Annotated in this window: 12 protein-coding genes and 1 tRNA gene; 6 read left to right on the top strand and 7 right to left on the bottom strand. The window is 46.6% G+C overall.

Features of this window, described 5'->3' with window-relative positions; all coding sequences use genetic code 11:
- Positions 1-94: 94 nt before the first annotated feature.
- The 4 genes from fumC to UNH61_RS31775 all read right to left on the bottom strand — a co-directional run bounded on the left by fumC (position 95) and on the right by UNH61_RS31775 (position 3,809).
- A complete protein-coding gene (gene fumC / locus UNH61_RS31790; protein ID WP_326996061.1) occupies positions 95-1,495 on the bottom strand; it encodes a class II fumarate hydratase in 1,401 nt (466 codons plus the stop codon).
- Between the two features lie 52 nt (positions 1,496-1,547).
- Complete coding sequence (locus tag UNH61_RS31785) at positions 1,548-2,324, bottom strand: enoyl-CoA hydratase-related protein (protein WP_326996060.1); 777 nt, start codon at positions 2,322-2,324, stop codon at positions 1,548-1,550.
- Between the two features lie 147 nt (positions 2,325-2,471).
- Entirely contained in the window at positions 2,472-3,299 is an 828-nt protein-coding gene (locus UNH61_RS31780; protein ID WP_326996059.1) for a hypothetical protein, read from the bottom strand.
- A 90-nt stretch (positions 3,300-3,389) separates the two neighbouring features.
- The gene (locus tag UNH61_RS31775; protein ID WP_326996058.1) at positions 3,390-3,809 is read right to left on the bottom strand and encodes a cobalamin B12-binding domain-containing protein; all 420 of its coding nucleotides are present in this window, start codon (positions 3,807-3,809) and stop codon (positions 3,390-3,392) included.
- Positions 3,810-3,916: 107 nt separating this feature from the next.
- Here UNH61_RS31775 and UNH61_RS31770 point away from each other — a divergent pair, with 107 nt between their 5' ends.
- Positions 3,917-5,581, top strand: coding sequence for a glutamine--tRNA ligase/YqeY domain fusion protein (locus UNH61_RS31770; protein WP_326996057.1), 1,665 nt, complete (start codon positions 3,917-3,919; stop codon positions 5,579-5,581).
- Positions 5,582-5,666: 85 nt separating this feature from the next.
- Here the strand turns inward: UNH61_RS31770 and gltX are convergent, their stop codons facing one another.
- Positions 5,667-7,199, bottom strand: coding sequence for a glutamate--tRNA ligase (gene gltX / locus UNH61_RS31765; protein WP_326996056.1), 1,533 nt, complete (start codon positions 7,197-7,199; stop codon positions 5,667-5,669).
- Between the two features lie 168 nt (positions 7,200-7,367).
- Between gltX and UNH61_RS31760 the strand changes: the two genes are divergently transcribed.
- Entirely contained in the window at positions 7,368-7,991 is a 624-nt protein-coding gene (locus UNH61_RS31760) for a polysaccharide deacetylase family protein (RefSeq protein ID WP_326996055.1), read from the top strand.
- Positions 7,992-8,034: 43 nt separating this feature from the next.
- Here the strand turns inward: UNH61_RS31760 and UNH61_RS31755 are convergent, their stop codons facing one another.
- A complete protein-coding gene (locus UNH61_RS31755) occupies positions 8,035-8,949 on the bottom strand; it encodes a hypothetical protein (RefSeq protein WP_326996054.1) in 915 nt (304 codons plus the stop codon).
- Between the two features lie 105 nt (positions 8,950-9,054).
- On the opposite strand from UNH61_RS31755, the gene UNH61_RS31750 reads away from it, so the two are divergent.
- From UNH61_RS31750 to UNH61_RS31735, 4 genes are all read left to right on the top strand, one after another.
- Positions 9,055-9,825 (top strand): TatD family hydrolase, encoded by a 771-nt coding sequence (locus UNH61_RS31750; RefSeq protein WP_326996053.1) that lies wholly within the window; start codon positions 9,055-9,057, stop codon positions 9,823-9,825.
- Positions 9,826-9,851: 26 nt separating this feature from the next.
- The gene (locus UNH61_RS31745; protein WP_326996052.1) at positions 9,852-10,904 is read left to right on the top strand and encodes a type I asparaginase; all 1,053 of its coding nucleotides are present in this window, start codon (positions 9,852-9,854) and stop codon (positions 10,902-10,904) included.
- A gap of 139 nt (positions 10,905-11,043) precedes the next feature.
- Positions 11,044-11,736: an aquaporin Z gene (gene aqpZ / locus UNH61_RS31740; protein WP_326996051.1), complete on the top strand. Its 693-nt coding sequence runs from the start codon at positions 11,044-11,046 to the stop codon at positions 11,734-11,736.
- A gap of 90 nt (positions 11,737-11,826) precedes the next feature.
- Positions 11,827-11,913 (top strand) — tRNA-Ser (locus tag UNH61_RS31735).
- Positions 11,914-12,021: 108 nt separating this feature from the next.
- Here UNH61_RS31735 and UNH61_RS31730 read toward each other — a convergent pair.
- A complete protein-coding gene (locus UNH61_RS31730) occupies positions 12,022-12,588 on the bottom strand; it encodes a YceI family protein (RefSeq protein ID WP_326996050.1) in 567 nt (188 codons plus the stop codon).
- Between the last annotated feature and the right edge of the window lie 9 nt (positions 12,589-12,597).

The raw sequence follows: 12,597 nt of genomic DNA, 5'->3' as shown, positions 1-12,597 counted from the left end.
GTTTAGCAGATGGGCAGAGGATAGAATATAAAAAACAGCGGAACAGATGCTGTGTGCCCTGTTCCGCTGTTGGTATTTTTAATGAGATGGAGATTTATTTGATTTCTCCCACCATGTGTGCAGGCACCACCCATTCATCAAATTCAGCAGGAGTTACATAACCCAGTTTTACTGCCATTTCCTTGAGGGTAGTTCCTTCCTTATGTGCTTTCTGTGCAATCTCAGCGGCTTTATAGTAGCCGATTTTCGTATTCAGCGCAGTAACCAGCATCAGGGAGTTTTCCACATGTTTTTTGATATTTGCTTCGATAGGTTCTATACCTTCTGCGCATTTGTCGTTGAAGCTTACACAGCCATCACCGATCAGGCGGGCGCTGTGCAGGAAGTTGTAAATCATCACCGGTTTGAACACATTCAGCTCAAAGTGGCCATTAGAGCCTCCTACGCTGATTGCCACATCATTACCCATTACCTGGGCTGCAATCATTGTGAGTGCCTCACATTGCGTAGGGTTCACTTTACCCGGCATGATAGAAGAACCTGGTTCATTATCAGGGATGTGGATTTCGCCAATACCGGCGCGGGGGCCGGAGCTCAGCATGCGTACATCGTTGGCTATCTTCATCAGGCTTACCGCTACTGTTTTCAGTGCGCCGTGAGATTCAACGATAGCATCATGTGCAGCGAGCGCTTCGAATTTATTTTCGGCGGTGATAAATGGCAGTCCGGTTAATTTTGCGATGTTCTTAGCAACATTCTCTGAATAGCCTTTAGGCGTATTAATACCAGTACCAACCGCAGTACCGCCCAATGCCAGTTCGCTCAGATGCGCCAGTGAATTATTGATGGCTTTCAGGCCATGGTTCAGCTGGGCTACATATCCGCTGATTTCCTGTCCGAGTGTGAGTGGCGTAGCATCCATAAAGTGGGTGCGGCCGATCTTTACCACATGCTTGTAAGCTTCTGCTTTCTTTGCGAGGGTATCGCGGAGTTTTTCTATACCCGGGATTGTTGTTTCCTTCAGCATTTTATATGCTGCGATGTGCATGGCTGTAGGGAACGTATCGTTGGAGGATTGTGATTTATTCACATCGTCGTTCGGGTGGATAAATTTTTCTTTATCGGTCAGCTGGCCACCGTGCAGTACATGTGCGCGGTAAGCAACTACTTCATTCACGTTCATGTTCGACTGGGTACCGGAACCTGTTTGCCATACTACCAGCGGAAACTGGTCATCCAGTTTACCTTCCAGGATCTCATCACATACCTGGCCAATCAGCTCACTTTTTTCTTTCGGTAATACACCGGCTTCAAGATTGGTGATAGCAGCGGCTTTCTTCAGGTAAGCAAATGCTTTGATGATCTCCTTAGGCATTTTGTTAATATCCTGGGCGATCTTGAAATTTTCAATGGAGCGCTGTGTTTGAGCGCCATAATAGGCATTAGCAGGCACTTTCACCTCGCCCATTGTGTCTTTCTCTATTCTGAATTCCATGACTTGAACTTTTAAGGCTACAAAAGTACGGCATTAAGGATAGGGCAGCAAGCTATTCCCCTTTAAAATTCGCCTGTCTTTTTTCCAGAAAGGCTGCAGCGCCCTCCTGCAGGTCTTTTGTTGTGAAACAGGCGCCGAATTCTTTTAACTCCAGTTCAAAACCATCCTGTTCCTTGTCCAGTGCAGCATTGACGCATTTGATCACGCTCGCCACGGCCAGCGGGGCTTTGGCTTGTATTTTCTGCAGTATTGCCAGGGCTTTCGGGAGCAGTTCTTCCAGCTTCAGCACATGGTTCACCAGTCCCCATGACAGGGCTTCCGTGGCGGTAATCATATCTCCCGTCATCATCAGCTCTATGGCTTTACCTTTTCCTATCAGCTGGGTAAGGCGCTGGGTACCTCCATAGCCGGGGATGAGGCCGAGGTTCACTTCAGGCTGGCCGAATTTCGCATTTTCACTGGCCAGGCGGAAATGACAGGCCATAGCCAGTTCGCAGCCGCCGCCAAGTGCAAAACCGTTTACAGCCGCTATGATGGGCTTGGGGCAGGCTTCAATCCGTTTGAAGATGACATGCCCTTTCTTCGCCAGTTCTTCCCCCTGCTTATCTGATAAAGTTAGAAATTCGCTGATATCGGCCCCTGCTACAAATGCCTTTTCTCCGGCGCCGGTAATCACTGCACTTTTGATCTGCCGGTTGCCATATACTTCGTCTACCGCCAGTGCCAGCTCTGCCAACACCTGTTTGTTCAGTGCATTCATTTTCTCCGGGCGATTGATAGTAATGATCAGTACATTACCTTCCGTTGTTGTTTTGATCGTCTGATACATGGGCTGTATTTTAGTTCACCAATATTAACGAATATCCGGCAACCAGATACAACCGCCTGGTAGCAGCCTCCGCATACACCCGGGAAAAAGAAAAAGCCGGTACTAATACTTTTTAGTCCCGGCTTGGCAAGAATATATTTTTTCCTGTTAATAGTTCACCTCAAACTCCGCTTTCCCGCTTTTCATCCTCATATAGTGTCTTTTCTTCTTCACATTAAAGTAGTTGATACCCGCAAAATTATATCCCAGTGTCACGAAAATCAGGTTGGCCTCCGTATTTCGGAAAGGGTAGATAGTATTCCCGTCTTTATCTTTTCCTTTGAAATCCTTATTGAAGAAATTCTGCGGATAATACTGAACTTTCAGGCCAAACCCAGGCTGTATACGGAATCCGGCAAATAAAGAAGGCATCAGGAGGGGCGTACGATCACTGAACCATTCATTGAACTTATGCACCTTCTTTCCATCTACAAATTGCTTTTCCTTGTAGTTGATTGCCAGGTCTATTTCACCACCCGCAAAGAAGAAGAAGGTACCGCCGGAAACATCTCCAATTTTAATTCCCAATGGTATGCCCATTGTATATACCCGTTGCTTGAACTTCAGGGAATCAGTTGGCTTAGAGATCAGCCCGATGTTTTTCAGGTTGATACCTGTAAAAAAGCCCAGGTTTTTAGACACATCCTTGTTAAAATTGGTGCCGACGTTGAAGAATATCGTAAAGCGCGGAATATTGCGCACATGTTCATCATTGTTCTTCATAGACGCAAACGACAACAGGGGGCCCTCTCCACCATGCGTGACGTATATGCCTTCCCGGTGTTTGGGATATTTCCCGAAAATAAGGGAAAATGTGGTGTGGACTTCAGTAGTATCTGATCCGGCAGTATTGGCCGAATCTTTCTTATCCTGTGCAAACACGCTACAGCACATTATCATCAGGGACAGGAACAGCGGGAGTAGCTTACATTTCATAAAACGGGTATGTGGTTTTTTAGATTTGGAGGACTATTTCCCATAAAGACGACCCGGCTAAAGAAATGTTACGGCGATCCCGTATTTTTTTTAAAAATTTCTGTGAGAGGCCACCCAGTCAGTGATATAGGCGGTAATGTCCTGGGTAGTGGTGCCCGGGGGGAACAGTTTTCCTACCCCCAACTCCTGTAATGCTTCCATATCGGTATCCGGGATGATCCCTCCGCCGGTGAGCAGCACATCATTCATACCTTTTTCTTTCATCAGGGCAATGATCTTGGGAAATACGGTCATATGAGCGCCGGAAAGGATGCTGACACCAATAGCGTCCACATCTTCCTGCAAGGCAGCATTCACCACCATTTCAGGAGTTTGCCGCAGACCGGTGTAAATAACCTCCATGCCGGCATCCCTCAGGGCTGCGGCGATTACCTTAGCGCCCCGGTCGTGGCCATCAAGGCCGACTTTGGCTACCAAAACACGAACAGGACGATTTAATGGGTTGACCATACCATTTCTGATGTTAAGGTCGTAAATGTACTAAAAAGAGCTGCAAAAAGCTGAAGTCTTCGGCTTTCTCCTCTTTTTAGTACTTTTGCCCTCCAAGACTAATTTATATGAGCGAAGAAAAATCACTCAATTTTATTGAACAGATAGTAGAAGAAGACATTGCGAATGGCGTAAACGATGGCAGGGTACTTACCCGGTTCCCGCCCGAGCCCAATGGCTACCTGCATATAGGCCATGCCAAGTCGATCGTATTAAACTTCGGACTGGCCCAGAAATACAATGGGAAAACCAATCTCCGTTTTGATGATACTAACCCTGTAACTGAAGACACTGAATATGTGGAGTCTATCAAAGCAGATATCCGCTGGCTGGGATTCGAATGGGATAAAGAATTGTATGCCTCCGATTATTTTGAGCAGCTGTACGATTTTGCGGTGCAACTGATCAAAAAAGGGCTGGCTTATGTGGAAGATGCCACCGCAGAAGAGATTGCCGCCGCCAAAGGTACACCTACCGTGCCAGGCACTCCCACACCGGCCAGAAGCCGTTCTGTAGAAGAGAACCTGGACCTGTTTGAAAGAATGCGTAAAGGAGAATTCAAAGACGGGGAGAAAACGCTCAGGGCCAAAGGCGACCTGGCTTCCTCCAATATGCATATGCGCGACCCCCTGATGTACAGGATCAAGCATGCGCATCACCATCGCACCGGCGACAAATGGTGCATCTATCCGATGTACGATTTTGCGCATGGCCAGAGCGACAGCATCGAAAACATCACTCATTCCATCTGTACCCTGGAGTTTATACCGCATCGCCCGCTGTACGACTGGTTCATTAAAGAACTGGACATATTCCCCAGCCATCAGTATGAGTTTGCACGTTTAAACCTGACCAATACGGTAATGAGTAAACGAAAACTGAAACTGCTGGTAACAGAAGGTTTTGTAAGCGGCTGGGACGATCCGCGTATGCCAACTATCAGCGGTTTACGTCGCCGTGGTTACACTGCCGCCAGCATTCGTATGCTGTGTGATAAGGTAGGTGTTCAGAAACGTGATAATATGATTGAGCTGAGCCTGTTGGAATACTGCATCCGCGAAGAGCTGAACAAAACCGCCAATCGTGTGATGGCGGTGCTGGATCCGGTGAAGCTGGTGATCACCAATTACCCGGATGGACAAGTAGAAGAGCTGATCGCTGATAATAATCCTGAAGATGAAAGTGCCGGTACGCGTATCCTGCATTTCAGTAAGACGCTGTACATAGAAAGGGAAGATTTCATGGAAAACCCTCCCAAGAAGTTTTTCCGGCTGGGCCCGGGCCTACACGTACGTTTAAAGAATGCTTACATCATCAAAGGAGAAAGCGTGGAAAAGGATGCAGCTGGTAACATCACTACCATTTATGCATCTTACCTGCCCGAAAGCAAAAGTGGTGGCGATCATAGCGGGTTAACTGTAAAAGGCACCATCCATTGGGTTAGTGCTGAACATGCAGCCACTGCTGAAGTCCGTATCTACGACCGGTTGTTCACTTCTGAAAATCCGGCTGCAGAAGAAGTTGATTTCAAATCACTGATTAATACCGACTCCCTGCAGGTGATTAAAGAAGCTTACGTTGAACCATGTTTGCTGAAAGCTAAACCCGGCGAGCGTTTCCAGTTCCTGCGCAAAGGCTATTTCGTTGTGGACCCGGACAGTACTCCGGAGAAAGTGGTGTTCAATAGGACTGTGACGCTGAAGGATACCTGGGCGAAAGAGAGCAAGAAATAGAATATAGAATTAAGAAATAGAGCGAAGGCCATAGCGATTATTACTATCCGCTATGGCCTTCGCTCTATTTCTTAATTCTATATTCCTAATTCTTAAATGTTTCCAGTCCTTTCCCTATACGTTTCTGCGTTTCTTCCACGCCCAGGGTGGCAACGATATCAAATACCGGAGGGCCGAATTTGCCGCTGGTCAGCATGATGCGGAAGGGTAACTGTACATCTCCCATTTTCAGATTTCTTTCTGTAGCGAGCGTTTTGAAAGCGGCTTCCATTTCAGCTGCAGTGGCAGTTGTCAGAGAGGCCAGCTGCGCGGACCAGGCTTCAAAAAAGGCTTCTTTATCGGCATTCCACTTGGGCTTAACAGCTGCTTCGTCGTAGCTTTCAGGAGCCTGGAAGAAGAAAAATCCGTGATCCCATATTTCGTTTACGAAATAGCACCGGTCTTTCACGAGTCCGGCTACTTTAGCAACGTAAGCCGGATCCGCACTGATGCCCTTCTCTGCCAATACCGGCTGGAAGAGGGCTGCCAGGCTTTCGCTATCTTTATGATGAATATACTGGTGGTTGAACCATTTGGCTTTCTCGAAATCAAATTTCGCACCTGCCTTGTGTACCCTTTCCAGCGAAAATTTCTCTATCAGTTCCTGCAGTGAAAATATTTCCTGTTCTGTGCCGTCATTCCAGCCCAGCATGGCTAACATATTGATGAATGCTTCGGGCAGGAATCCTCTTTCACGGAAGCCCTGTGTCAGCTCATTCGTCTTAGGATCGAACCAGTTCATGGCATATACGGGGAAGCCTAAACGATCGCCATCCCGTTTACTGAGCTTGCCATTGCCATCCGGCTTCAGAATCAGCGGTAAGTGTGCCCATTGGGGCATATCTGCTTCCCAGCCGAGGTGTTTCCAGAGCAGGAGATGTACAGGTGCAGACGGCAGCCATTCTTCTCCACGGAAAACATGTGTGATTTTCATGAGATAATCGTCTACCACCACGGCCAGGTGATAGGTAGGCATACCATCAGCCTTCAGCAGCACCTTATCATCTACCAGCGAGGTGTGGAAGGTTACTTCTCCGCGGATAAGATCAGTGAATATCAGTTCTTCGTTAACAGGCATCTTGATACGGATCACATGCGGCGTGTTTTTCGCCAGCAGGTCCTGTACTTCCGCATCAGGCAGCGTAAGGGAATTACGCATTTTTTCCCGCACGATGTGGTTATACTGGGGAGATGGATTTTCCGGCGTTTTCAGTTGCACACGCATATTGTCCAGCTCTTCCGGCGTGTCGAATGCGTAGTAAGCATGGCCGGATTGTACCAGCTGCTCGGCATATTGACGGTAGATTGGTTTGCGTTCGCTCTGACGGTAAGGACCGTAAGCCCCGCCTTTAGTTGGGCTTTCATCCGGCTCTAACCCGCACCAGCTCAGGCATTCATTAATATATTCCTCCGCTCCCGGCACATAGCGGGTTTGGTCAGTATCTTCAATACGCAGCACAAAATCGCCTTTGTGCTTTCTGGCAAATAAATAGTTGAACAAAACAGTGCGTACACCGCCAAGATGCAGGCCGCCAGTAGGACTGGGCGCAAAGCGCACTCTTACTTTTTTGTGATCCATAGAGCGCAAAGATAAGTTTTTAGGTTTTAGCTTCAGCTTTAAGTTATTAATGGACATTTACAGGGCAGGGGAGCAAGCCAAAGCTATCCAGACAGAAGTTAGTATATTGCAGTACTGTATTACATTTTTGGCACCCCTGAATGGTTGCTGAAGGCAAAAAGCTATGCTATGTTCTATCTTACCAAAACGCCAGGTATATTGAAGATGTTGTATAAAAGTTGTGAATGGAATCTGTCGCCGGCAGGCAATAAGGTTTATCTTACTTTCGATGATGGCCCGCATCCTGAAGCCACGCCTTTTGTATTGGAACAGTTGGCGAAGTATAATGCTAAAGCTACTTTCTTTTGCATCGGAAAAAATGTATTGGAGTATCCATCTGTTTATCAGCAAATACTGGAAGCAGGTCACAGTACCGGTAACCACACGCATAATCATCTCAATGGATGGAAAACAGGTACAGAAAAATATATAGAGAATGTACTGGAAGCGGCCAAATATATCGCTTCGCCCCTATTCAGGCCTCCTTATGGCCGGATCACGCCTTTCCAGATCAGGCAGATAAAAAATAAGATTCCCGGTGCCAGGATCATTATGTGGGATATCCTGAGTGGTGATTTTGATACAACAATTAATGGGGAAACCTGTGTGCAGAACGTGGTATTCAAATTAAAGCCCGGCTCCATTGTAGTATTCCACGACAGTACCAAAGCCTGGGATCGTGTGCAGTACGCGCTGCCCCGGGTACTGGAGTTTTGCAAAAAACAGCAATTCGAACTGGCAGCTATCGTATAAACAAACCAGGCGCTGTAACAGCGCCTGGTCATCATCTTACTATCTATATCTTAATTTCTTTCACCTTATCTCCAACAGTGATAGTAATCGGGTCAGTACACTGCCCCGTTCCGTAATTGATCACTCCGGAAACGTTATCGACTGTTACTTTCAGCTTTCCTTTACTGCAATGGTTGCAGCCCCATGTTTTGATCAGCGGCTCCTGCGTAGCAAAGTCGGCCGCCACACCGGTTAACGGGCCTTTTACGTACGACAGGCTGGCTGTACCTTCTATGCTATACACATCATCTTCCGGATTCAGGAGAGGCTGAACCTGATCAACTCCGGCAATCTGCTTTATAGTTCTTTTTGAAACATAGCTAACGACTACAGTATCTGCAAGGGTTAGTTTACCATTGGTAATTTCGCTGGTGTAGCGGATGCCGTTGGTTTTATCGAAGCTCATGGCACTGATGGTAAGGCGCCCTGACACAAGTTTTCCATTCCGTCTGTAATTAGATGGATCCACAACAATAGTGGCAGTAGGACTAAACAGCGGGCCATTGAAAGTAACGTTCAGTATGCCGCTGCGATAAATGCCGAACCTGTCGAGGCACGCGTCGCCGAAATCGATCTGCACCGTTTTGGGCCATTTACTAGGATCCGTAGCATCGAGCAGTTCTGCCACCGGGCAGGAAGTAGGTCCGGCCAGCGCTTTGCTTCCGTTGGTTGCAATCCGGGCATTCTGGTACAGCCCCTGTGCGATAGCAACAGTAGCTACCGTTTCGAACAGATCGCCATAGGCAACACTGGCCATAGCTTCATGTTGGGAGGCGGCGATGGTATTGTTATCAGATTGATTTTGGGAAGCGGTATCGGTGGGGCCGGCGTCCTTCTTGCAGGCAAAGAAGACAGTGGCTATCGCCACTCCGGTGATGGCCAGCGCCAGCACACGGTTTGTACTGAAATAGCTTTTCATAGTTTAGGTTTTATTAGCAATTAGGTGATCAGTCATTTACCTTTGCAGTATAAAGATATCATTTAAATATTAAAGAAATTACAAATTTAAATAAAATAAATTATTATGCTTTGGATAGATACCCACACGCACCTGTATTCGGAAGAATTTGAGGCTGACCGGGAGGAAATGGTGGCGCGGGCCTTAGCAGCGGGAGTATCGCAACTGTTTTTGCCGAATATAGATGAAGACTCCATAACGGGCATGCTGGAGCTGGAAGCCCGGCATCCGGAGCATATTTTTGCCATGATGGGCATCCATCCCTGTTATGTAAAAGAAACGGTGGAAGACCAGCTGAATCTGATAAAAGCCTGGTTGCAACAGCGGCCATTCAAAGCGATTGGTGAAATAGGGCTTGATTTCTACTGGGATAAATCGCTGTTAACGCAGCAATACCGGGCATTTCAGGAGCAGTTGCTGTTGGCGAGGGAATACGGATTACCGGTATCTATCCACAGCAGGGAGGCCACACGGGAATGCATCAACGAAGTAAAGTCATTGCAGGACGGCCGCCTCAGTGGGGTATTTCATTGTTTTTCGGGAACGGTGGAAGAGGCGAAGGAAATCATTGATCTTGGCTTTTACCTAGGCATAGGCGGAGTAGTAACGTTTAAGAAATCGGGGCTGGGTGAAATACTCGAACAGATAGACCTCGCGCATATAGTGTTGGAAACAGATGCTCCTTATCTGGCTCCCGTTCCTTACAGGGGAAAACGTAATGAAAGCGCCTATCTTCCGCTGGCAGGCGAAAAGTTAGCAGATATAAAAAATCTAAAAATTGCTGACGTAGCCTCTATAACGAGCAGTAATGCCCGGAAATTATTCAAAACGCTCTAACTGTTTAGTGAATACCTTTGCAGGCAATGGCCACTAGCAAAATGAGTAAAATACTGATAATCTACACGGGCGGTACAGTAGGGATGATCTATGATGATAAAACCAAAGCACTGCGTCCCATCGGCTTCAATGAAATAAGAAATAATTTGCCGGAGCTTTACCGGATGGGGATTGACTTCTACGTATATGCATTCAACCCGCCTATTGATTCATCAGATATGCAGCCTGAGATTTGGGTAGAGCTGGCGAGCATCATCGAAGACCGGTACGACCGGTATGATGGATTTGTGATACTCCATGGCTCTGATACCATGGCGTTCACGGCATCCGCACTGAGCTTCATGTTAGAAAACCTGACGAAGCCGGTGATTTTGACCGGTTCCCAGCTACCTATCGGGAAGATACGGACAGATGCCAAGGAGAACATCATCACTGCTATGGAAATAGCCTGTAGCCGTCATAATGGTACAGATATATCCATGGTACCGGAAGTCTGCATCTACTTCGATTTCTCGCTGTTCAGGGGCAACCGTTCCAAAAAGTATAATGCAGAGAAATTTGAGGCATTCTATACGATGAATTACCCGCCGTTGGCAGAAGCAGGTATAGATATCAAGTACAAACACCAGTTTATACTGCCAACACCCAATAAACCGCTGAAAGTACACAAGGAACTGGAAACAAATATCACGGTATTGAAACTGTTTCCCGGTATCACACGCAAGGCTGTAGAAGCTACATTGAACATCCCCGGACTGAAAGGGGTGATCATGGAAACATTTGGTAGTGGTAACACCAATACCCAGCCCTGGTTCATAGAAAGTATAAAAAGGGTGATTGATAACGGTGCCATTGTAATAGACATCACACAATGTGATGGCGGATCTGTGGAACTGGGCAAATATGAAACCAGTCAGCATCTGCTGGAAATAGGAGTGGTTAGCGGCCATGATATGACCTTTGAAGCAGCTGTCACCAAGCTGATGTTTGTGCTGGGACAGGGACTTTCGAAAGAGGCAGCCAGGGGAATGCTGGAAACCTCACTGAGGGGAGAACTGACTCCAATTGAGATTTATTAATAAAAATAAATGATCTAAAAGCGGGAAGTACATTGATTTATACTTCCCGTTTTTTTTATCTTGATTATTTAAAGTAATTTTAGTTAACACCAGGTTTAATGTTTGCCCTTTCTATTCACTACAAAAAATTCAACAATCTATGACAGTTACCTTATCACAAAAATGCATCGCAGAATTCTTCGGGACGTTCGTATTGGTGTTAATGGGCTGTGGTAGCGCCGTTCTGGCTGGCGACCACGTGGGTTTCCTGGGAATTGCCTTTGCTTTTGGGTTATCAGTAGTAGCAATGGCCTATGCAGTTGGCCATATTTCCGGTTGTCATCTGAATCCTGCTATTACCATTTCATTGGCATCTACCGGTAAAATATCCGGTAAAGACGCCGGAGCCTACATTGTATCCCAGATCCTGGGTGCGATCGTTGCCTCCGCAGTGTTGTATTTCATTGCACAGGGTAAAGCAGATTACAGTATTGTCAAGAATGGACTTGGCGCCAATGGCGTAGATGCCGGCTCGCCCGACCACTACAATCTGGTAAGCGGTCTGGTTGCTGAAATTGTTTTTACAGCTATTTTCCTGGTAGTAGTACATGGTGCTACCAGTAAGAATGGCTCCAATCCTGGATTTGCGGGCCTGGCTATTGGTCTGTGCCTGACGCTGATCCACATCGTGGGCATCCCTGTAACAGGTGTATCCGTTAACCCGGCGCGTAGTATTGGTCCTGCTATTTTCGTAGGCGGACAAGCACTGGCTAACCTCTGGGTATTTATCGTAGGACCTGTAGTGGGAGGGCTTCTGGGCGCTGGTATCTGGAAGCTGTATGATAAGAACTAAATTTTTCTTTGAAATACCAACGAAAGGATTATCTTTGCAACCCTGAATCGGAAAAACAACCATTTCCAGGGAATTCAGAAAGATAATCACGGAGAAGTGCAGGAGTGGTTGAACTGGCACGCCTGGAAAGTGTGTAAACTCGAAAGGGTTTCAAGGGTTCGAATCCCTTCTTCTCCGCAAGCTGAAAACAAAGGGCTGACCCAAAAGGTCGGCCCTTTGTTTTGTTAGAAAAAAGGAGCCACCCTTTTTGTTTCAGCCCCACAGAAACACCCAACACTGCAGAAGCTAATCCTGCGCTTCCTCCTGTTTCGCCAGCTGCACTTCAATATCAATCAACACATCGTCACCTACCATTACTCCGCCGGCCTCCAAAGCTGCATTCCAGCTTAGGCCCCATTCCTTGCGACTGATTTTGCCCTCAATGTTAAATACAGCCTTTTCATTGCCCCAGGGATCTTTTACAATACCGTTAAATTCTACGTATAACTTAACTCTCCTCGTAATTCCTTTTATTGTAAGATCTCCAAACAGGTAGTAATCGCCCCCATTATCTACTTTTTCATAAGTGTTCCCCTTGAAGGTGATTTCTTTAAAATGTTCCGCGTCAAAAAAGTCAGCGCTTTTCAAATGCTCGTCCCTTTGGGTTTGATTGGTGCTAATGGAAGCCGGATTAATCCAGAAATCGATCTCGGCTGTCAAAAAATCATAGCCGGTAGTATAGATGCTGGCATCATATTCTGTAAAATATCCTCTCACATTGGTGAACATCAGATGCTTTACTTTAAAGCCGATCTGACTGTGCATGGGATCTATTGCCCATTTTGTTCTGGTTAATACTTCTGGTGTTTGCATGATATTTTT

Origin of the sequence: Chitinophaga sp. 180180018-3, from assembly GCF_037893185.1 — a bacterium.
Taxonomy (GTDB): Bacteria; Bacteroidota; Bacteroidia; order Chitinophagales; family Chitinophagaceae; genus Chitinophaga.
Note: the sequence above shows the minus strand (reverse complement) of the source record. Positions and strands in the feature narration are given on the sequence as shown.